The organism is Methanorbis rubei (genome assembly GCF_032714495.1).
Classification (GTDB): Archaea; Halobacteriota; Methanomicrobia; order Methanomicrobiales; family Methanocorpusculaceae; genus Methanocorpusculum; species Methanocorpusculum rubei.
Genome location: NZ_JAWDKB010000008.1, coordinates 23292 through 44752, shown reverse-complemented (window position 1 = coordinate 44752; position 21461 = coordinate 23292). Strand labels below are relative to the sequence as shown.

At 50.5% G+C, this 21461-nt stretch carries 22 protein-coding genes and 1 tRNA gene; 7 read left to right on the top strand and 16 right to left on the bottom strand.

What is annotated here, in order from left to right; all coding sequences use genetic code 11:
* Positions 1-42: 42 nt before the first annotated feature.
* A tRNA-Leu gene (locus McpCs1_RS08945) sits at positions 43-126 on the top strand.
* A gap of 15 nt (positions 127-141) precedes the next feature.
* Positions 142-1089, top strand: a complete 948-nt coding sequence (locus McpCs1_RS08940; RefSeq protein ID WP_338096911.1) for an AAA family ATPase — start codon at positions 142-144, stop codon at positions 1087-1089.
* Between the two features lie 267 nt (positions 1090-1356).
* Here McpCs1_RS08940 and McpCs1_RS08935 read toward each other — a convergent pair whose 3' ends face one another.
* Positions 1357-2118: an acyl-CoA dehydratase activase gene (locus McpCs1_RS08935; RefSeq protein WP_338096910.1), complete on the bottom strand. Its 762-nt coding sequence runs from the start codon at positions 2116-2118 to the stop codon at positions 1357-1359.
* Positions 2115-3248: a double-cubane-cluster-containing anaerobic reductase gene (locus McpCs1_RS08930; RefSeq protein ID WP_338096909.1), complete on the bottom strand. Its 1134-nt coding sequence runs from the start codon at positions 3246-3248 to the stop codon at positions 2115-2117. The genes McpCs1_RS08935 and McpCs1_RS08930 overlap by 4 nt, the downstream gene beginning before the upstream one ends.
* Positions 3249-3624: 376 nt before the next feature.
* On the opposite strand from McpCs1_RS08930, the gene McpCs1_RS08925 reads away from it, so the two are divergent.
* Both McpCs1_RS08925 and McpCs1_RS08920 read left to right on the top strand, forming a co-directional pair.
* The gene (locus tag McpCs1_RS08925) at positions 3625-4515 is read left to right on the top strand and encodes a class 1 fructose-bisphosphatase (protein ID WP_338096908.1); all 891 of its coding nucleotides are present in this window, start codon (positions 3625-3627) and stop codon (positions 4513-4515) included.
* A gap of 3 nt (positions 4516-4518) precedes the next feature.
* Positions 4519-5352 (top strand): fructose 1,6-bisphosphatase, encoded by an 834-nt coding sequence (locus McpCs1_RS08920; RefSeq protein ID WP_338096907.1) that lies wholly within the window; start codon positions 4519-4521, stop codon positions 5350-5352.
* A gap of 141 nt (positions 5353-5493) precedes the next feature.
* Here the strand turns inward: McpCs1_RS08920 and McpCs1_RS08915 are convergent, their stop codons facing one another.
* Together McpCs1_RS08915 and McpCs1_RS08910 are read right to left on the bottom strand one after the other, a co-directional pair.
* Positions 5494-5829: a winged helix-turn-helix domain-containing protein gene (locus McpCs1_RS08915; RefSeq protein WP_338096906.1), complete on the bottom strand. Its 336-nt coding sequence runs from the start codon at positions 5827-5829 to the stop codon at positions 5494-5496.
* A 124-nt stretch (positions 5830-5953) separates the two neighbouring features.
* On the bottom strand, positions 5954-7204 hold the full coding sequence (locus McpCs1_RS08910) for a Glu/Leu/Phe/Val family dehydrogenase (protein ID WP_338096905.1): 1251 nt from the start codon (positions 7202-7204) through the stop codon (positions 5954-5956).
* Between the two features lie 37 nt (positions 7205-7241).
* Here McpCs1_RS08910 and McpCs1_RS08905 point away from each other — a divergent pair, with 37 nt between their 5' ends.
* Positions 7242-7595: a hypothetical protein gene (locus McpCs1_RS08905; protein ID WP_338096904.1), complete on the top strand. Its 354-nt coding sequence runs from the start codon at positions 7242-7244 to the stop codon at positions 7593-7595.
* Positions 7596-7817: 222 nt separating this feature from the next.
* Here McpCs1_RS08905 and npdG read toward each other — a convergent pair whose 3' ends face one another.
* The 7 genes from npdG to McpCs1_RS08870 form a co-directional block, all read right to left on the bottom strand.
* Positions 7818-8477, bottom strand: a complete 660-nt coding sequence (gene npdG, locus McpCs1_RS08900) for an NADPH-dependent F420 reductase (protein ID WP_338096903.1) — start codon at positions 8475-8477, stop codon at positions 7818-7820.
* A gap of 315 nt (positions 8478-8792) precedes the next feature.
* A complete protein-coding gene (locus tag McpCs1_RS08895) occupies positions 8793-9665 on the bottom strand; it encodes a hypothetical protein (protein ID WP_338096902.1) in 873 nt (290 codons plus the stop codon).
* A 5-nt stretch (positions 9666-9670) separates the two neighbouring features.
* Positions 9671-10258 (bottom strand): pyruvate kinase alpha/beta domain-containing protein, encoded by a 588-nt coding sequence (locus tag McpCs1_RS08890; RefSeq protein ID WP_338096901.1) that lies wholly within the window; start codon positions 10256-10258, stop codon positions 9671-9673.
* A gap of 14 nt (positions 10259-10272) precedes the next feature.
* Positions 10273-10542, bottom strand: coding sequence for an acylphosphatase (locus tag McpCs1_RS08885; RefSeq protein WP_338096900.1), 270 nt, complete (start codon positions 10540-10542; stop codon positions 10273-10275).
* Between the two features lie 305 nt (positions 10543-10847).
* Positions 10848-13085 (bottom strand): efflux RND transporter permease subunit, encoded by a 2238-nt coding sequence (locus McpCs1_RS08880; RefSeq protein WP_338096899.1) that lies wholly within the window; start codon positions 13083-13085, stop codon positions 10848-10850.
* 424 nt (positions 13086-13509) lie between these two features.
* Positions 13510-14142 carry a molybdenum cofactor guanylyltransferase gene (gene mobA, locus McpCs1_RS08875; RefSeq protein WP_338096898.1) on the bottom strand — a complete coding sequence of 211 codons (633 nt, stop codon included), beginning with the start codon at positions 14140-14142 and terminating at the stop codon, positions 13510-13512.
* On the bottom strand, positions 14139-15047 hold the full coding sequence (locus McpCs1_RS08870; protein WP_338096897.1) for a ketopantoate reductase family protein: 909 nt from the start codon (positions 15045-15047) through the stop codon (positions 14139-14141). The genes mobA and McpCs1_RS08870 overlap by 4 nt, the downstream gene beginning before the upstream one ends.
* A 208-nt stretch (positions 15048-15255) precedes the next feature.
* On the opposite strand from McpCs1_RS08870, the gene McpCs1_RS08865 reads away from it, so the two are divergent.
* Positions 15256-16482 (top strand): ABC transporter substrate-binding protein, encoded by a 1227-nt coding sequence (locus McpCs1_RS08865; RefSeq protein WP_338096896.1) that lies wholly within the window; start codon positions 15256-15258, stop codon positions 16480-16482.
* Between the two features lie 285 nt (positions 16483-16767).
* On the opposite strand, the gene McpCs1_RS08860 is transcribed toward McpCs1_RS08865, so the two are convergent.
* Genes McpCs1_RS08860 through McpCs1_RS08845 form a run of 4 tightly spaced genes read right to left on the bottom strand, consistent with a single transcriptional unit; the run spans position 16768 to position 19744 of the window.
* Positions 16768-17328, bottom strand: coding sequence for a DUF447 domain-containing protein (locus tag McpCs1_RS08860; protein ID WP_338096895.1), 561 nt, complete (start codon positions 17326-17328; stop codon positions 16768-16770).
* The gene (locus McpCs1_RS08855; RefSeq protein ID WP_338096894.1) at positions 17316-18146 is read right to left on the bottom strand and encodes a triphosphoribosyl-dephospho-CoA synthase; all 831 of its coding nucleotides are present in this window, start codon (positions 18144-18146) and stop codon (positions 17316-17318) included. The genes McpCs1_RS08860 and McpCs1_RS08855 overlap by 13 nt, the downstream gene beginning before the upstream one ends.
* Positions 18127-19242: a methanogenesis marker 9 domain-containing protein gene (locus McpCs1_RS08850; RefSeq protein ID WP_338096893.1), complete on the bottom strand. Its 1116-nt coding sequence runs from the start codon at positions 19240-19242 to the stop codon at positions 18127-18129. Before McpCs1_RS08850 ends, McpCs1_RS08855 begins: the two co-directional genes overlap by 20 nt.
* Before the next feature lie 31 nt (positions 19243-19273).
* Entirely contained in the window at positions 19274-19744 is a 471-nt protein-coding gene (locus tag McpCs1_RS08845) for a Holliday junction resolvase (protein WP_338096892.1), read from the bottom strand.
* 27 nt (positions 19745-19771) lie between these two features.
* Between McpCs1_RS08845 and McpCs1_RS08840 the strand changes: the two genes are divergently transcribed.
* Positions 19772-20017 carry a YwbE family protein gene (locus tag McpCs1_RS08840; protein WP_338096891.1) on the top strand — a complete coding sequence of 82 codons (246 nt, stop codon included), beginning with the start codon at positions 19772-19774 and terminating at the stop codon, positions 20015-20017.
* 543 nt (positions 20018-20560) lie between these two features.
* Here McpCs1_RS08840 and McpCs1_RS08835 read toward each other — a convergent pair.
* Positions 20561-21328 (bottom strand): protease inhibitor I42 family protein, encoded by a 768-nt coding sequence (locus tag McpCs1_RS08835; RefSeq protein WP_338096890.1) that lies wholly within the window; start codon positions 21326-21328, stop codon positions 20561-20563.
* Between the last annotated feature and the right edge of the window lie 133 nt (positions 21329-21461).

The following is a 21461-nucleotide window of genomic DNA, read 5'->3' as shown; positions in this document are numbered from 1 at the left end:
CATCTTACATCCGTTCCACATAATTAAGAGCATATTTGCAGCGCGAGGGTTGCCAAGCCAGGTTAACGGCGCAGGGCTTAGGACCCTGTCTCAAGGAGTTCATGGGTTCGAATCCCATTCCTCGCATACCATTTCATCACCATGCTCGAAAAAATTGAGATACACGGACTGCGGCATTTTGAAAAATACTGCGTGGAAGCAGACGGTCTGACGGTATTTTTCGGAAAAAACGGAACCGGAAAGTCATCGATTGTGACAGCGTTTCGTCTACTTGCAGCAGTTGCCGGAAGGTCTCTTGCTGACTGGACAGAAGTTTTTTCGAACACCGGAGCACTTTTTCACTTCGGCCCTGAAGAGACAAAAGAGATTACGTTGTCTGTGAAGCGGGGCAGAGAGTCCTACACGGCTGCGCTCGCCCTTGATCCAAAGGATGCTTCACGGCTCATACTCAGACGCGAAAAATTGATTGTCGCAGATCACAAAGACCCCACTCAGTTTGAGACGACCGAGGTGAAGACCTGTGAGCGGGAAAGCATCTTCGGGGTCCCCATGGATGGAAAGGAGAGCGAGGTGTATCCGCTCATGCGTGAGATGAACCGCTGGTGGATCGGGTCTCTGCTTCCCTCGGCGATCAGGAGCCATGAGATAAATGATACCGGCAGAGTGCTCTATCCGACCGGAAAAAATCTTGAGGCATGCCTGATTTATCTCGCGGAAAATTATCCGGATGCATTTGAAAAAATCCGGCAGGCACTTTCAGAAGTCGAGCCTGAGTTCATCAGATTTGTCGTGATCAAAGAGGGAGCGGAAAAATCTCTGCGCTGGGAGTCACAGAAGAGACCAATGTTAATTCCGGTGCAGTATCTCTCAGAAGGAACACTGAGGCTTCTTTGTTATGCGGTGCTTTTTGTCTCTGAAGATCTGCCTGAGGTGATTGTGATCGATGATATTGAGACCGCACTTGACGAGGATCATATCTCTGCTCTGATGCGGCTCGCAGCGGATGCCGGCAGGCGGACGAATATCATTCTTACCACGCGTTCCGAGGCGGTTGCGGGATATGCGGGGTCTGCACTCAGGCAGATATGAGGATGGAGTGTAATCGGTTTTGTTCGTAAATTCGTTTATTGACAACTAACGTTCATCGTAGCTCCGCCCACGGAAAAACGGAACGCACGGAAAAAAAACAACACGGAGCAGACGTGAACAGCACGGAACTCACATTCAACGTTATACTTCCGTGATGTTCTCGTCTGCTCCGTGTTGTTTTTTCCGTGTATATTTCCGCGTGCTCCGTTTTTCCGTGGGAGGCAGGAGGCAGGAATTTAATGGGCAACACCAGTGTAACCCAGAAAATTATCCCATCCCGCCTTTCACCGCAGCCCCTATCGCTCCCGCGTACTGCGCTTCTGGCGCCGTCACTACCTCACGACCCAGCCGCTCAGCAAGAGCCGCACGAACCGCCTCGCTTGACGCAAGACCGCCTGAGAAACAAACCGTATCCGCAACCCTCACGCGGGCAGAAAGACCAGCCGCCTTATCAGCAGTCGCGGCAACGACGCCTGCAAGAATTTCCGCACGGTCAGCACCCTTCGCACGAAGTCCGATCACCTCGGACTCGGCAAACACCGCACACGTGCTCGTGATTCTGATAGGAACAGCATCCCTCACCACATCATCCAGCGTCGCAAACGTTGCCCCAAGCGTCTCAAGCATCATCTCAAGAAATTTTCCGGTGCCGGCAGCACACTTGTCATTCATAATAAAATCCACAACCGACCCATCCGCATCGCAGACGATCACCTTACTGTCCTGACCCCCGATATCGATCACCGTCCGAACATCAGGATTCAGATAATGCACGCCAAGCGCATGGCAGGTGATCTCCGTCACCGCCGAGTCCGCCTCAACCGCGACGCGGCCGTAACCGGTCGCCGTGATTCTGAGATCAGATCGGGAGATCCCATGCTTTTGACACAGCTCGTCTGCGATTTCCTGAGCGAGTTCCTTCGTGTTCCAGCCTGAAGGAGCCATACGCAGATCAAGAATTTTGTCTCCACTCATCAGAGCAAACTTCGTGTACCTTGATCCTGCATCAACCCCGAGCGAGTATATCATAACATCTCCAGAAATGCCGACAGACGTGTGGACAACTGGCCGAAATCAGCCTGCGAGTAGTCGGTCTCCACATGAATAAACGGCGTAGACTTCGTCTTCGTCACGTACTCGCGCAGCAGCGTGCTCTCAGCATTAAACGTGTGGCAGGCAACAAGCCCCATATCCACAACCCCGTCAACATGATACTCATCGATTTTCTCGCCGATCGTTTGCAGCCGTCCGTCGTTTGGCGTCATGCAGGAACAGGCAATTTTGATGTACTTGCGGGCGAGCACATCATACACATCAGGATTTTTCTCATCCACCAGCAGTTCGTTGGGCCTTGAACCAACGCAGCCCTCAATATACACTACCGACCCTCCCGCAGACTCGATCGCATCGATCACCTTGACCGTCGCCTTTGTTATCGGAGAACCTGTCAGAAGAATCCGTTTTGGGCGTGGGCCCGCGCCCGCCGGGCGAGAGCTGTACTGTTCCTTCAGGACCCGTGCCGAAGCAAGTTTTGCTTCGTGGCCTATTGAAGTTGTGAATGTGTTGAACATCACAAAAAGTTCCTTACCTGACAACAGCGGAGGGTCAGACTTCGCGAGCCGGTAGACATCCTGCAAAGCACGCCGCTCATCATTCACGAGAGAGATCTGTTTTGCCACCATCTCATCCGTGATGGTGACGGAAAATATTTCTTCGAGCCGTCTCGCAAACTTTCGGAACTCGTTTGCCAGAAACGCGACGCTCTCCTCATCGGTCATCTGCGGCAGATGAATCACATGAACCGGTTTGCCCTGACCCATGTACTCAAACATTTTTTTCTTGCCGTCGCAGGTCGTCTCCCCGACAATCAGTTTGGCGAAGTGAAAGTGCGGACACTTGCCGGTTTTTGCAAACCCATAGCTCGACTTCACCAGAGGACAGAAGTTGACTGGCAGATCAGTTTCAGCTGCTGCTATCACCTCATCATTTCCTGAACAGAGCGAGATTGGTGCAGCTCCCGCTGCAAGAATCAGTTCGCGGGGAACAAACGTACAGAATGTTCCAACGATTGGTTGAGTCTCGGCAATCTTTTGCACTTCGAGGAATGCGGATTTCCGGGACGCGGAAAAACTCTCAAAACCCGACGGGAGATCAGACATTACTCTACTTATCTGAAAAAAAATGCATATAGCATTTCTGATGTGGGAGGTGTTGCTGATGAATTCGTTTATGGCAACTAACGCTCATTGTAGCTCCGCCCACGGAAAAGCGGAAAACACAGAAGGCGCACGGAAAAAATCACGGATCAGACGTGAACAACACGGAAATATCACAATAATTTTTTTCTTCCGTGGTGTTCACGTCTACTCCGTGATGTTTTTCCGTGAAGCTCCGTGTGTTCCCGCGAAGCGGTAAGCAGGCCAAAGGCATGCGTCCCGATTTTCCATGGGCGGAGCTGATAAACATACCAGACGCATCGCAGTTGACGAACCCTCTTATTACCAAAAACATCCAATGAATATACAGTGAATATTCATGACGACCTTACAAGAATATCTTAAAAACTCAGGCGTGTATGAAGACCTCAGCAAAATAATCATCCTGATTGCCGAGCAGGCCGCACCCATTCGGGCGGCCTTCATCAGCAACCAGAGCTATGCCGGGTCAACGAATGCGTCCGGGGAACAGCAGGCCGCTATGGATACCTGGTCTGACACCCATATCACCCGTGTGCTCGCCAGAAGCGGGCTTGTGCGTGCGGTCGCATCAGAAGAACAGAACGATATCACCACGTTCTCGTCAGCAGCAAAGTACTCGGTCGTGATGGATCCCCTTGACGGCTCATCCCTCATCTCGGTGAACCTGTGTGTCGGAACAATTGTCGGCATCTACGACGGCGATGTTTTACAGGCAGGAAAAAATCTGAAGGCAGCGTTCTATATGCTCTACGGCCCCATGACCACGCTGACGCTCACGGTCGGACGCGGAGTTGCGATTTTTGCGCTGAATACAAACGGTGTGTATCAGCTGCTGGAGGACAATGTCAAGATGCCGGAAGGCAACCTCTACGGCTCGGGCGGGCTTCGCACTGAGTGGCTGGCGGAACATACGAAGTACATCGCAGAGATCGAAGCTGCCGGCGGCAAAAACCGGTACTCGGGATCGTTTGTTGCCGATTTCCATCAGGTGCTGAAGTACGGCGGCGTGTATGCGTATCCACCAACGGAAAAGTCGCCGGACGGAAAACTGCGGCTGGTGTTTGAGGCAAACCCAATCGGATTTATTGCAACTCAGGCTGGCGGAGCGGTCTCAAACGGCGTGTCAAATACGCTTGCGATTACTCCCGCAAAAGTGCATCAGCGAACTCCGATCTATGTCGGCAGCCGCGGTATGATTGAAGCGATCGAAAAAATTCACCGCGCGTAAGGTATGGCAACGACAATTTCAGTGTGTGCTCTGCCGCTTGGCGGCGTTGCAGGGTCGGTAACCGTATTTCCTGATGTTCTGCAAAAAGCATCAAAGGTTCTCAAGGAGGCGGAGGGAACTGTTCTGACCGACTCCTTGGTGACGCATATTGCTGACTGGCTGGTTCTGGTGATGGTGCATCAGGAAGGAGGGGCGTCCCCAGTTATTGCTGCGCTGAAGGATGCGGCAGTCAAAGCCGCGACCGAGACTTCCGAGAAACGAAGACTCTTGATCCGTGACGACATGCCGGTACTAACCGGCCTTTCATTTACGGAACGCGAGAGTGAGGCTTTTGTACTGTTCCTCGCGGGAGCTGCGACTCCGCAGTTCTGGAACCCTGTTCTCCTCGCACAGTTTGCCAACCCGTTTACGACTGCGTCCCTCGCAGACAAAACCGGTTTTGTGTTCTGCACAGAAGACGCGTCGATGTTTCAGACACCACAGGACCTCCATCGCCTGATTACCGCTGCAAAAACTTCGGCAATCATTGGCGTTGCAGCTGACGCTGACACGCCCGCAGCAGCTGCCGCGGGCGTTGTCATGCTCGCGCGAGCGGAAACCCCGTACCCGAGCACGAGCGAACTCTGCGGTGTGTTTGCCAGACCAAAAGTTTCGCCGGATGGCGTTCTCATGCCGGTGAGTCTCTGCGACGGAGGAAATGTTGCGTCAGGTATTGTGCCAGTCGTCGCTCTCGGCTTTTCGGTTGCAAACGGAAAACTTTCCGGGCCTGTGGATCTGTTTGACAATCCTGCGTTTGCAGCTGCAAGAATTTTTGCGGGAAAAATTTCCTGCCGATAACTTTTTCAGATTTTTTTTTCAATAGGAGTTACGCGGCGATGAGTTTCGTTGTTTTGGGATTTTTCTGTCCTTGATCTCGCTTGGAGTAACCATGATTCGCATGCCAAAAAGGAAAAAAATATTTTGAAAAATTTCTCATCGTTACTGTTTCTTGTACTCAGGATACCGCATCAGAACCGCAGTATCAATCAGCTTCGGATTCTCCTTCAGCAGATCCTTACCACGCTGGGTAATCGTACAGACATTATCCGTTGACTTCGTAATAAGGCAGGCCTTTTCCAGTTCCATGCTTGCCGCAAGAATCGGCTCAAGATAATCACAGGACCCGTCTTTCTGCTCCTTAATACCAAGATCATTCGGCAGAACGCAAAACGTCTCTCCGGTCTTGTCGGGAAGTGCTGCAATTCGTCTCGGTTTCCCATCAGCAAGCGACTTCAGGAGCGGGAGGTAGAGCTCAGATGATTCTGATTTCGTCATATTCAGAAATGGGCCGCAGTTTCTGATAAATACTCAGATAGTACTAAAAACCTCAGATTTGCCGGAATCAAAATCTTCAAAAACAGAACAATCGCGAGAAAAAAATAACAGGTCCAAGACAGGGTTATACCCAGCCGCGGATCTTCATTGCCTCAACAACGCGCTTTACCGCAACCACATAAGCTGCCTGGCGCATGTTGATCTGGTATTCTTTGGATGCTGCAAGCACTGAGTGGTAGGACGCCGTCATTGCCGTGTCCAGCTTTGCATAGACATCGTCAAGGCTCCAGTAGTGCATGTACATGTTCTGAACCATTTCATAGTAGGAAACGGTCACACCACCTGCATTACACAGGAAGTCAGGGATAACGTGGACACCGTTCTTGTGAAGAATTGCATCTCCTTCCGGTGTAGTCGGGCCGTTTGCCAGCTCACAGATGATCTTTGCCTTCACGGTTGGGGCAACCTTATCATTGATTGCTCCCTCTTCGGGCGCTGCTGCAATGATAATATCAACTGGCAGAGCCATGACCTCATCATTGGTCAGCTTCGGCAGACCTTTGTATCCGATAACTGACTTCGTCTGCTTCTTGTGTCCGCCAACTGATGCAATGTCAAGACCATTTGCGTCATAGACACCGCCTTTGGAGTCGGTTACCGCAACAACAGTTGCACCGAACATCTCCTGCACCAGACTTGCTGCAAAGCTTCCGGCATTGCCGAAACCAAGAATTGCAACCTTTGCCTTGGACAGATCAATCTTCAGCTCCTTTGCTGCCTCACGAAGCGTGTACATACCGCCTTTTGCGGTTGCATCACTGCGGCCGAGAGATCCGCCAACGACGAGCGGCTTGCCGGTCAGAACACCGAACTGGTTTTTGCCGTGGATGGTCGAGTACTCGTCCATCATCCAGGCCATGATCTGGCCGTCAGTGTAGACGTCTGGAGCCGGAACGTCAGTGTCCGGACCAATGTTCTTCCACAGAGCACGGATATATCCGCGGCTTAAGCGTTCGAGCTCACCCTTGGACATCTCCTTCGGGTTGCAGACAACACCTCCCTTGCCTCCGCCAAGCGGCAGACCAAGAACAGAACCCTTCCAGGTCATCCATGCAGCCAGTGCACGAACAGTGTCAATGGTCTCGTCCGGGTGATAGCGGATACCGCCCTTGTACGGGCCGAGTGCATTATTGTACTGCACACGGAATCCCTGGAAAACCCGGGTCGTTCCATCATCCATCTTGACCGGGATGGAAACCTGTATCTGCCTCTGCGGCTGCATGAGGATGTCGACAACGCCCTGGTCGAGCTTGAGGATCTTTGCACAGTCCAAAAGCTGGTGTTGGGCCATTTCAAACGGGTTTACCTTCGACATGGTTTTTGTTTCCTGTCATTGGTGGTTCGCAATAAACATGTATCCTGACCACTCTCTGACAACTGTAATGTTGGCGTTATCCGATATAAAAGGTATTGGATTTCCGATAATTTTGCCGTTAATTATCGTCCTGATTCAAAAAATATCTGACAATTGGCAAAATCATGAATACGGCTTCGAGCGGGTTTTTTATATGCTACATGTTAGCATGCATTCGGGTGTCGAAGTACCTGCTTTACCGGTTTTATTGCGTAAACGCGCAAGGAGAAAAATGGTGTTGTGTGTTACGTTGCTCCGCCCACGGAAAAACGGAACGCATGCCTTTGGCCTGCTTACCGCTTCGCGGGAACACACGGAGTTTCACGGAAAAAACATCACGGAGCAGACGTGAACAGCACGGAAATAATTTTTTAAATATTATGCAACACCGCGAATAAATTTCGTGGTTTTTCAAAATTTCGATCAGATATTTTTGCAACATTATTATTTTCAAATTCCGTGTTGTTCACGTCTGCTCCGTGATGTTTTTCTGTGCGTTTTTCTGTGTGGCCCGTTTTTCCGTGGGCGGAGCAGAAACCCTCGCGAGTGAAACAAAAAAAAGATAAAAAATTATTCAGCTGAAATGGACGCCCACGTCTTTCATGCCATTGTTCATCGCAATGTTCAGCACGAGCGGGGTGAGACTCTCAACAATTCCTGCGACCGCGAGAGGTCCTGCGTCCACCGCATGAAGTTTGGAAACCTCGGACACGAGCTTCATCACAGCTTTCTTTGCGTCAGCGTCGTCACCACAGACCGCAACCGTGTAGTCCAGCTCCTCATCAAGCAGCGTCCATTTGTGTGCTGCAATATTATTGAATCCGGTGACGATTTTTGCAGACTCAGGCAGCATCTTTTTGATTGCAAGAGCTGCGGAGCCTTCTGTTGGCGGGTTGAAGAAGAAGTAGCCGTCCTTTTTACCCATCGGATTTACCGGAGAGATGACGATCTTGTTCTCCAGATACTTCGGGTTGATGCCGGCAAGGGTTGGAGCAACATGCTGGAACATCACTGATATCACCACAATATCTGCGTCGCGGACAGCTTCTTCATTGGAAACACCGCGGCAGAGGCTCTTGCAGCTGCGTCCGCCAAGCGTGCTGATTGTTTCTTCTGCTACTTCGCATGCCTTGGAGGCTTCGCGGGAACCAAGGATAATCTCATGCTTGTCGGAGAGACGAAGGGCAAGACCCTTGCCGATATCTCCCGTGCCGCCAATAATACCAATTTTCATTAAAACATTCACCTCAGTTGTAATAGTAATTGCAGAGAAAAAGGAATAAAGATTGTGCCATGGTTTATCATGGCAGATTTTGAAACGCGATTATCGCGAATAAAAATGTAAACTGGTTAGTGATGAGTGGATATGATGAGATTTTGAAACGCGAATAGCACGAATCGCATGCCTTCCACACGCCGTTCCGTCGTGTTCAACTCCTCCTTTCAGGAGTCGTTTCGGCCTGCTCACCGGTTCGTGGAATAAAAAATCGCCATTGGCGATTTTTTTTATTCGCGCTATTCGCGTTTCAGAGTTCACGCCGCATGATTTCTATTTATATTTGTACCAGCGGCCTTTCTCATCGTACTCGCCTTCCTGCTCGGCTACAGCTGCAGTTGCCGCAGCAACTTCCTCTCTCGTTGGCAGCTGGATCGGCGAGGTCTTCTTGAAGTAGACCGCTTTGTACACCGTCAAAAGCGGGACAAGTATCAGTGCGCACAAGGAAATCGTGACAAAGGTTGCGAAGATTACCTCAGGGGAAGCGAAGAGCGCGAGAATCTCTTCCGGCGTCATTGCAAGAACTTCACTCTCCGTCATACTCACGAGCGGCATCAGCTGGTCTGCGGCAAGAACTGTCCAGATAAACGAGGCCACAAAGGATGAGGCGATGAGAATCATCACATTCATCAGATAAAATATCGCGGTGAAGATCGAGCCGTTCATCACTCTGAGGAAGCTGTCCTTAATCGACTGAAACATCCGCAGTTTGTTTACAACTGCGGTGACATCAGCAAAGTAGCAGAAGAAGATGATCGGAATTAAGATGAACATCGCGGTCTGCGTTGAAGCCATCAGGTTCATGCCGAACGCCATCAGCAGATAGGCGATGAACTGCCAGATGACCCAGGCGATGAGAATCGTCAGCAGAATCGGCAGAAGACAGCGGAAGTAGCCATGGACTGCGTATTTACCGAACAGGGAAGGAGAGGTGCTATTCTCGGCAATGAGTCCGTAGGTTCCCGCAAAAAGTGCGGGAAGCACAAACGAGAGCACGAGAACAACCGATATAGCCGTGTTCACGCCAATTTCGGTGTACAAATACCAGCCAAGCATCAGAATGGCTGCCGATGCAATACCACTCAGCCATACCAGCGGCGTTTTCACCAGCCATCCGAAGGCCTGTCCCAGCGATTGGATTGCCATTTTTTTCACCTGTTTCTGGGCATTGCCACGATCTCTCTCACCTGCAGATCAAAAAATGCCGCAGTGTGTGCCGGACGAATCACGAGAACGGTGTCTGCGCCTTCAGCTGTTCCGCCAACCGCAATGACCTCGTCGGTCACGCCGACTGCTCCCTGATCTGCTGCAATAAGAACGCACTCAACCGCAACCTTCAGGCCGACCGCGATCGTTCTGCGGAATGCTTCGGCAACTGCTTCTGTCCGCGATCCGCCACCGACGCGGGGCGAACGGGACAGCGCCCGCTCAAGTCCTGAGAGGGCATGTGTTCCGCAGAGAACGGTGTGTCCTGCCGCCCGCAGCTCTTTTGCCAGCTCTGCGTCAAACTCCCAGACGCCGGGCTCGGAGAATCCGAACGCATGGGTTACAATCACCAGATGAATGCCGGTTCCTTTTACGGCATTCGCAAACTCGCGTGCGGTCGCGCCGCCAGAACTCGCTGCAACTATTTTTGTGATGCCGAGATCTTTTGCGCGTTCTACGGCAAGTTCCGCACAGTCTGCGGTATTTTTCGGCCCCGGACTGTCGAAGTAGGTTATGGTTTTTGTAATTTTCATAGGCATCTCTCTATTTATTCGCGTCTCACCGAGAAGTCGGAGAACTCGGTGAAGACGTACTCGGTTGCGGAAATTTCGCGGATGATCGCTCGCGGACAGGAGTAGACCATGGCAAGGAACTTTTCAATGATTACCTCCTCGCCGGTCACGAGTGCCCGAACCCGTCCGTCCGGCAGATTCTCCACTTCTCCGACAAGGCCGAGGTTCTGGCCCACGTTTTTCACACAGGCGCGAAAGCCTACCTTCTGTACTTTTCCGGAGAAGAGAATTTCCATCGTTTTCATCTTGGTTATCCTGATTTATCCCAAAGCGGGTACATACTTGTTTTGGTTTTGCTGATGATAAACTTCCGTCTTACGTTCTGCTCCGCCCACGATTCGCATGCCTTCGGCCTGCTCACTGCTTCGCAGGAAAATCGGAACACACTGAACTCCACGGAAAAAAACATCACGGAGCAGACGTGAACAACACGGAAATAAATTTGTTTGAGAATTCCGTGGTGTTCACGTCTGCTCCGTGATTTTTTCCGTGCGTTTTTCCGTGTGTTCCGATTTTCCGTGGACGGAGCTGCGAAACGCGAACCACGCTTTCAAAGCCGCGGCTGCGCATCCCCCTTGCCTTTACCGCGAAGAACAATCGATGCTGCCGCAGGAACCGCAACAATTGCCCCGATAAGCGTGAATGCCATTGCAATCACCGTGACAACCCCGAACATGCTGATGACCGGAAAATCCGAAACTGTCAGCGCGGTAAATGCCGCCATGGTAGTGCAGGCAGAAACCGTAATTGCCGACCCGATCTTTCCCGTACCATTTTGCACAGCAGTCAGTGTATCATTTGTCTCCATCTCCTCATAGATGCGTTCGATCATCATGATACAGTACTCAGCAGCTATACCGATCGTCATCGCCCCCATCGTTGCCGTCAGAACATTGTACTCAATGCCCAGAATATACATCGCCGCTCCGTTCCAGCCGATAATCATCACAATCGGGATAAGCGGGACAACCGCTTTTCCCATGCTCCGGTAGAGAATTGTCAGGAACAGGAAGATGATGATGAATGCGAGAACCGTCATCTGCATCTTGCCAAGCTTCATCTCCTTCATCATCTCCAGATCCGAGTAATGAGCGCCCGTAACAACCGCCTCAATATCCGCAGGCGGCTGATAGAACGCAATATCTCTTGTTACCTGTTCGGTAAGGGATCTGGCCAGGTCCTGAGAGATCTCGTTCATACCAAACGAAATAATCGCGGTCTGTCCCCCGTTCAGATACGGCCTCACCTTCTCTTCAGGAAGTGTTGCGAAAATTTCATCAATCTCCTGCTGGGACGCAGGCAGCACTCCGTTATTTGCATCGGCTATGATGGTTGCAATGCTTGTTACGCTGATGAATCGCCATTCATGCGCGACAAGCTCGTTGTTTCCCCAATCATACATCCACTCAAGGGCATCAGGACTCAACAGATTTCCGCCAGTGACCTCCACCTGCATTCCGTCCAAGTCGCCGATAGCGCTCGTGACGGTATTGATGTTGATGAGTGCCGGCATGTCTGCCGGAACATAGGTCTCAATGTCGGTGTTGATCGGGATCTCCTCGTCTACGTAAAGTCCGACAACGCCGATCACGCACAAGATCAAAAGAATCGGCACCGCATATTTGGTGACCTTCAGAGCGGTCTTTCTGAGAAACTCATTGTAGCGCACGGTGAGCGGAGGTTTTTCCCCTGACTTCGGGGTCTTCATTGGCTTCGGCTTGTAATCGGTGAGAATTGCCGTGAGTGGAATGATGAGAATTGCCGAGACATAACAGCAGGCAAGTCCGAGAATAGCGACCAAACCGAACTGGCGAATGTCAGGAAGTGTTGAGACCTGCATCGCCACAAACCCGAGAGCGCTCGCAATCATGGCGAAAAATACTGCCGAACCGGTTTTGGTGATGGTGGTCTTGAGCGCGTCCGGCAACGGATGCTCTCGTATCTCATCATCGAATCGTGAGTGAAACTGAATTGCATAGTCAACGCCGATTCCAAGAAGAATCGGCAGAGCGCCTAAGGTTGCCATTGAGAGAGGGATTTTCAGGAGACCCATGACACCAAATGTCATTAAAAGTCCGTTCAGAACGGAAACAATGGACAGCAGAGTGTAGCGTGCGTGGTGGAACAGAACCATAAGCACGGTCAGCATCAGAATAAACGCTGCTCCAAGCAGTTTTCCAACCTCTGTTGTGAGCGTGGATCCCATATCATTGTTGAGCGCTGCGTCTCCGGCAAAGGTCAGGGTTGCGGCAGGCGGCAGATCAACGAGCGGCAGAAGGGTTTCGAGTGCATCAAGCAGTTTCATCTGCTGGTCATCGGACATACCGTAGGTTGTGGTTATTTCAACAAGCAGCAGCTGATGATCCGGCATGCTGGAGGAGAGAACGTCTTCAGGAATTTGTGCAAAGATTTCGTTTGCTATCTCCTGATTGGCAGGAGCTACGCCGTCTGTGTAGCTGATGACGATATCATACACACTTTCGACGTTGGTGACGCCGTCCTCCTGCCGCATGAGCTGTTCGAGCAAGACGACGCTTTGCATGATGTTGACGTCCCGAACGTCGTCGCCCTGGACCATCAGGATGATGGGGTCGGTTTCGAAGTTGTCGAGGTAATCCTGAAACACGTATGCGGCATGGTCGTTTTTGTCAGGCATCTGAATGGTGGTGCTTAAGGTGATGCTTGTTGAGCCGTAGATGCTGACGAGTACGATGAGGATGAGAATACAGCCGACAATAAACGGATATTTGTTGATGAAGTGGTTGATTTTCTCAAACGGTGATATCATGAATTGAGCCCCTGAATCGTATTGTCTGATGAAAGATACTGCGTCTGTTCCCTTAAAGGTAGAGTTGCTACTCAAAAGATTTTGAGAAAATTATGGTAGTATGGGAGTCTTTTTAGGGATGCTGGCTATACGTTCGTTTGTTGTCAGACACCATTTGCCGCTCAGCCCACGATTCGCATGCCTTCGGCCTGCTCACTGCTTCGCAGGGAAAACGGAACACACGGAGTTTCACGGAAAAAAAAATCACGGAGCAGAAGTGAACAGCACGGAAATACTTCTGATACTTCGTATCAAGTCCCCGATTAAAAATGGAATTGGGATTTAATTTTCATATCAAATGAGTTGTTTTCAGATTCCGTGAAACTCCGTTTTTCCTGCGAAGCAGTGAGCAGGCCGAAGGCATGCGAATCGTGGGCGGAACTGTTTAATCTAAACGTTCGGGATGCTTCTCTTCATACGCAGCATCAGGACCCAAAGCCTCCAGCTCATCAAGCGTATTGATGTTTTGGAACGTCTCAAGATTTGGATCAAACCTGCGTAGTTCCTCAGAACTCACCCGCAGCGTATGCAGCGAATTCACCATATCGCGAAGCGACAGCGACTCATGATGGGTCAGATACTGCCGCAGTGCAGAAACGCGGTAGACAGCATGCAAAGGCTCGATATCCGTATTCTCCCACTCAGGAATGATCGCATCGTACTCGCCGATATGCTCGAACAGATACGTCACAATCGAGCGGTGAATCGTCGGCATATCGCATGCCGCAATAAACACGAACTCCCCTTTGACCTCCCAAATCCCTGACGAAATCCCGCCGATCGGCCCAAGACCTCGCAGCTTATCCCAAGTGCATCGAACCGGCAGACCATCGAAGTGCTTTGCCTGCTCCTCACTCTTGGCAACAATCAAAATCTCGTCCGTGATTCCCGTAAACGTCATCACCAGCCGCGAAATAAACGAACATCCCTTGTAAAAGAAAAAATACTTCTCGCGTCCGTTTACCCGCTTGGCTTCGCCGCCCGCAAGAATCATCGCCGAGCGCCGCACCTCAGTCATCTGAGTTCCTCCTTAAAATGCGTGAGATTCACCATCATCTCATTTACCGGCGTTGCAATTCCATGCTTCCTGCCAAGCTTCACAATAGCACCGTTCATGTAATCGACCTCAGTCAGCCTTCCACTGATAATATCCTGATACATCGAGCTGTAATGCTTCGCGGTTGGCGGAATCTTTTCCTGCATCAGAAAATCCAGATAAGCAGAAGCACTCTTCTGCGGCAGCTCAACGCCTTCTGCCTTTGAGATCGCAAACGCTTCTGACACAATATTCGTAATAATATTCCATGCAGGTGCTTTGCGCAACTCTCCGTACGGACACTCCATCACAGCACCCAGCGGATTGAGTGAACAGCTGTAGAACGCCTTTGACCAGACCACACTTTTGATATCAGAACTCACATCAGACCGGATGCCTGATGCATTGAACAGAACAGAAAGTTTCCTGGCCGCATCATCAGTTCCTTTCGGAAACCTGCCAAACATTGTCTTGCCGCCATCAACCGAGACAAACACCGCATTGTCTCCCCGCCACTCAAAACCGGTAATGATCATTGCACCAATTACATGGCTCGTGTACTCGCCGATGATCTCCTCGTTGCCGATACCATTCTGCAGGCTCACGATCTCAGCATCGCCAAACAGATGATGATACTTCTCGCAGATCTCTCTCGTGGCAGCAGATTTTGTTGAAATGATAATATAATCCCATGACCCTGCCGGAGCCGACTCGCCGCAAGGGAAGCGGCAGGTCTTTTCTCCCCAGATGCCGGTCATCACAAACCCGTCAGCCGAAATTGCGTCAGCATATCTTTTCCGGCAGACAGCGTAGACCTCCGCATGCTCTGATAACATGGCAGCAACAGTCAGCCCAACCGCTCCGGCTCCGAGAATGAGTATCCGCATAGTAATCGCGGAATTATATTCGTTTTGAGAATACATGAAGTCAACAGATTGACATCCTGACCGAAAAAAACTCATCTGTTTCGCCGTGAACCGGAAGGGGAAATTATACAAAATTATACATCACAATACGTATTGTAGTAATTTATCAGAACAAATCAACACAGTACGTTATAATAAACTACATATATCTGTCGAACAATATGAATGTATGAATAAAAAGCATCTGCTTGCAGCTGCAGGTCTTCTTGTTGTGTGTGTGGCAATGATTTTTGTCGCCGGTTGTGTAACGACACCGGACAACACTGACAAAACTCCAACCGTAGAACTTCTCTACACCGGAGCAGGCACTATGCCCGGACTTCTTGCAACCGGAAAAGTTGACGGATACATGATCTGGCAGCCGTTTGTGGCGGTCGGTGTGGAAGGAGATATCGGCAAAGTCGTTTCGTATAGTCAGGACCTCCCGCCGGAAGGCATGTGGGTGGAACACACCTGCTGTGCTGTCGGGGCAAACTCAGAAGCACTGAAGAACCCTGATGTCGCCGCAAGTCTTGTTGCACTCACGATTCTGGGTAACAAGTACATCAACGACTATCCTGACAAAGCCGCAGAGCTCACCGCAGACTGGCTGTTCTCCAAACAGAACATGACCTATGGTGAGATCACCGTGAACTCTGTTGACGTGCTGGAGGCTTCAATTCCGACAATTATGTTCTCAAGCAAGGTGACGAACACCTGGCTTGACAGCAATGAGGAGTTCATCAATGCCCAGCGTGAGCTTGGCCTTATCTCAGGAAAACTTGCGTCCACTACTCCGGCACAGTCCAAGGATCTGCTCTATGACTTCGGCCCTTACGAGTCAGCAACCCAGCAGATCGCAAGCGGCAAACTCACGACGCCCGCAGCGGTAAAGACACCGATCTCGATCGGATACCTGCCAAGCGATCATGATGCTCCGCTGTTTGTCCTTCTGAAGGACTGGCAATACTTCAGAGACACCTACAACTCCTACTTGAAGCCGACCACGGACAAGGCAGGAAAGGTTTCTGAGGCAGAGCTTTTCATCAATGGTGAGAAGATTGCTGATGTGAAGTTCGTTGAGGGAACTGGCGGACCGCAGCTGATGACCCTGCTTGCGCAGAATGCGATTCAGTATGCAGTTGCCGGAACTCCGCCTTATATCAGCGCAATTGATATGAGTGACGGCAGTGTCGGCTTGAAGATTCTCGCTCCGGTAATGCAGGAAGGTTCAGGCCTTGTTGCGTCCATCAACTCTCCGGCAGATGACTGGCAGTTGTTTGTCAAATGGGTCAAGGACCGCAGCGCTGAAGGAAACAATGTGGTGATCGCTGATCCGCAGCTTGGGTCGATTCAGGATGTGCAGCTCAAAGCAGCACTCAAAGACGCAGGCATTACCGTAGTGACCAAAAAGTAAGAGACGGTTTTCGAACCGTTTTTCTTTTTTAATTTGAATTTGTTTTTGAAACACGAACCACACGAAAAAACGCGAAATAATTAATTCACGAAATATTTCAAAAAACGCGAAATCAGGTTTTGGATTCAGGATTCAATTACTAAGTAGCAGTGGTGAAAAAAATCGAAAACATTGCATCGAAATTCCTATTTCGTGTTTTTCGTACCATTTTGTGTGGTGAATATTTCACGTTTTTTCGTGTGGTTCGTGTTTGAAAATCATTCTTGAAAAATCGCAAAAAAAAAATTACAGCCCGCAGATCTCTTTCAGCAAAACGCCAGCCTCACGCTCGCGCGGACCACCGCATTTGGCAATAATTCCCAAGTGATACTCGATCAGCATCTTCAGCGAATCATCTCTGCTGTGGACATACCGCGTTGCATGAACGGTTGCATCAATTACACTGTTGAAACCCCGGTTAATCGGACGGGGATCCTCACGGATATACTCGGACGCTACCGGCATCAGCTCGATGTAATACGTCTCCTCAGTCTCATGAAGAACCCGCGTCAGAAATCCCATCCACGCATCAGCGCCCAGCAGCCGCTGCATCATAACACCGCCAACAAACACCTCGGAAAAATCCGAAGGAGCAGCATTAGAAAATGCATACTGCGGATACAGATAACAGTCAGAGACAAAGTTTGCCGTAACCCATCCGTGTTTGAGAATATTTTCAACAGTCGCCGACCCCTTAAAAAGAATCATCCGCGGAGACATTCCGGGCTTCACAATAATTCCCATCGGGGCCGCATTATCTTTTGTTACCGCAATAACCTCAGTAATTCCTTCGCCTAACAGTCCCATTTCCATCCCTCTAAAAGTGCGATAAAAATTCCCGCAATACATATATCAGCAAGAGAGCCGGGATTGATCCCTTTCCTGATGCACTCCTCATCAAAGTCTGCGAGAGTTTGTGCGCCGGCAAGAACTGCGGCCGCCTTCTGCATCACGGCTGCGGCAGTTGCCTCGTCAAACTTTTTTGCAATAAACGTGTCAGGATACTTCGCCATCAATGACAGAAACATCCTCGTGATGTTTTCAGCTCCGTCGCCAAGTTCAAACAACAGGTCAGCCGCTTTGCGGGTCAGCAGAAACCCATTCGTCCACTCGCGGGCAACCATATCATGCGAGGCAGAATACTCCATGACCTGATACATTGTTATCTCCTCATCGATCAGCCGCTGAATCGACGAGGGATCATTCACATCCATCGGGTCCTCAGACCGGACCCGCACCTGCGTAAGACCAAACGCTTGGTAAAAGAGAACAGCGTCGTTGACTGACGTCATCTTCACCAGCTCTGCCGCGCTGGCAATGCCTTTTCCTGCAATCAGCGGAAGAAGAAGAATGAACGCGCCGAAATGCGTGTTGCCGCCGTTATGGATATTGGTTCTGGCAACCGCATCGTACATCGCTTCCCCAAGCGAGATGCCGCCAGCCGCGACACGGGAAAACACCGGCCCTGCCAGAACCGCGGACGCCAGAAAATGGGTAAGGCAGGTATCATCATAATCATGACACCGATCGATGTTGCCGGGCTTCTGCTTTGCCGTGACCTCGAGCAGCATCGCAAACTGCGCGAGCTCAGCGATTGTTACCGGTTCAGCAGTCGGTTGGGACATCAGCGAAGATCTTCTCCATGATACCATCCGCAAGATCCCGCTTCAGCGCCATGTACTCATTCTTCGGAAGAGGCACAGCCTTCAGTGTCATATCGCGGAACATACAAGGCGTGGAAGATTTGCAGCACCAGGCAAGGCTGCCGAAACAGGTGTGGCTTCCCTGCGAGATTGGCGAGTCCTGCACGAGCCCTTCTTTTAATGCGAGGTAATCCTGTCGGGTCATGCCAATCGAGTCAAGGGTTGACAAGAGCGGACACTGTTTTACCGGCATGCAGCAGAACGTCAGCGACCGAAGGTCGCCGCCGCGGCAGAGCTGTTTCGGGGAGTTGTACCAGCCGCTTTCTTCGGCGGTCGCGCGAATGTAGCGGTCAAGAAGCTGAAGAGTCGGCACGCTTGCACCTCTCGCGAGAGAGACGAGGTCAGCACCGTGCGAGAACATGTCCATCATCTTGTCAGGCGAGTCGATGCTGTTGTTGGCAATGAGGATGAGAGGACAGCTATTTCTGATCTGGCGGATGCGGGTGTATCCGGTATCCATCAGATCGACATGCAGAATGTCTGCGCCGGCAGCCCAGACTTTTCGCGCAAGCTGCCGGTCGTCAACGACGCCGGCCCGGGTTTTTACCGAGACGGTGACGCCTTCTGCATGAAGGGCGCGGATGATGTCACAGAGGGCATCGGTGTTATAGAGAAGATATTCACCGCAGTGGGCATCGATCATGGGCTGCTGGCGGCAGTGGGCGTCGATTTCGTAGATGACTTCCTTGCCGAATTTGCGGGCGGCCGCAACAAAAGCATCGGGGGTTGAGCCGCGAAGGTTGAGACCGATCACCACATGGGAGCCTTCGAGCATTGCAAGTTCTGTTGCGATGTCATCCAGACTGTCGGAAAACTCGGTGCGGCCGGCTGCAACCAGCTGTTTTGCCGCTTCCTGCGTGGCAGCGTCCAGGGAAAATCCACCGATAAATGCGACTCCGACGTGGGCGGCACGTTCGAGAACGTACGCGGCATTGGTGATTCCCGCCATGGATGCGAGTACAACCGGCGTTTTGACCGGCTTTCCATTCAGTGATAAAAATCTGTTCGACCCTCGCATAGATTCTATACGTATTGGCGCTCAGGGATATTTAGTCTGACGGCGAAACCGAAAAACATTCCAGATAATATCCATAGGATGTGCGCTCGAGAGGAATGCATTTGCGGAACTCTTCGATTGGAATACTTGCCTGCATATCATAAAATGCGCAGACTTTGTCCCAGGGCATCAGGTATGCTTCGTTTTTTTGGCCGTTGCCGCGAAACTCGACCGCGAGGAATCCTTTGCGGCCGGTGTATTTGAGAAAACCCGAGATGTTATCGATCTGATGCACGCCTTCTTTGTCTTTATGAAAATTGCTGGAAAACGACAGTCGTTTTCCTTTCAGCGACTTGCACTCAATTGCGAGATAATGCGCAGGGTCCAAAGAGTCGACGATGATGTCAACGTACTGGGAGTTGAAGCGTGCCTGTTTGAGGCGGTAGGCAAATCCTTTCATCCGGTGTTCGGTAAAATACCGGTTAATGCAGGTAACTACTGTACGCTCGAAATCATTTGCCATTTCTTTTCTTCATGTTTCGTCTGTGAGATGATGAACTTTTATAGCGGTAAAGACTCCAACATGAACGGTATGCTTGACGGACGTGTACGAAAAAATATCAGAGCTGGCACTGCGGTGGCAGTGGTGTTAAAGGCAGATCAGCCGACAGGCGCCCTAACATGGGGAAGGGTTGCAGAAATTCTGACAAACTCATCCACGCATCCGCATGGAATCAAGGTGCGGCTCACGAGCGGACAGGTTGGCAGAGTCCAGCAGATTTACAATGATGAATAACGACAGGCTTCACTCGTCGCTGCTCCGCCAACGATTCGCATGATTTCGTAACAGCTCCGCCCACGGAAAAACGGATCACACGGAAAAACGCACGGAAAAAAAAACATCACGGAGTAGACGTGAACAGCACGGAAATAATTTTTTTAGGATTCAGTGCGATACCATAAAAAAATTAATGATCTTTTTTTTGAATAGGAGTTACGCGGTGATGAGATGCCAACTTTCTTAGGCTTTCCGTGTTTTTCGTAAGCGAAGCGGTATTCTGTGTTTTTTCCGTGGTGCTCCGTGTGTTCAGTGTTTTCCGTGGTTACTCCAAGTGAGACCAAGAGCAGAGAATTTCTTTTCCTTATGCTATTTCATACCGCGTAACTCCCATTTGAAAAAAAAATCGTGAAGAAATATTTTACAACATTTTTATTTTCAAATTCCGTGTTGTTCACGTCTGCTCCGTGATGTTTTTTTTCCGCGAGATTTCCGTGTGATCCGTTTTTCCGTGGGCGGAGCAGAACGTACAACAAAAAATAAAAAAAGAATTTTTTTCAATCACACAAACGTGATATCGAAGAAGAACTTGCCTACCGGCTCATCCTCCCACGACCGCTTGTACTCGGCAGCGAACTCATACGTTCCTGCTTTGTCTGCGGTGACAAGCCACTCATAGAAGCCGCCAACACCAACCATCGTTGAGCCCGGAATTGCCGAGGTGGCAAAGGTTGAGTTCAGCACTTTCAGCTGCGTGTCATTCGTGATCGTCCACTCATAGCCGGTAGTCGGATTACCTTCGGTAATCACCTTGACCACCTCGCCTGCTTTCGGATTCACATCGCCAACAAACACAACGGAAAGCATCGGAATGTCTGCCGGAGTGTCGGTTGCATCGACATAAACCAGATACTGGATAAAGGTTGCAGCCGGAGTCTCATTCTCCCACGAGCGTTTGTACTCGGCAGTGAACTCATACGTTCCTGCTTTGTCTGCAGTGATCGTGAAGATCTCAACTCCTCCGGAGCCAACGATACCTTCGGCAACCGGAGTTGCCTCATATGTCTGATTGATCACGAGACCGGAAACATTCTTGGTAATCCACTGATAGCCGGTAGTCGGATTCGATGGCAAAATGAACCGGATCATATCATTTGCCGGAATGGCAGTGCCAAATTTGTCAACTGTGATAACGGTGACCGGCTCTACCGAGGGCGTCGGCGTTGGAGTCGGCGTCACTGTACTGTTGTCAGTACCAATGCATCCTGCGGCGAGAACGCATGCGGCAACGACAACCAGCACAAGAAGTACAATGCCTGATTGTCTCATAAATAAAAATATGACCCTATCATATATGAAGGTTAGTAGGAATTAGTTAACCTGAACCCGCGCTAACTCCATACAACTATATCACCTCCCTGCAAAAACTATTCAGCAACATTTCGCTAATGTAATTTTATCT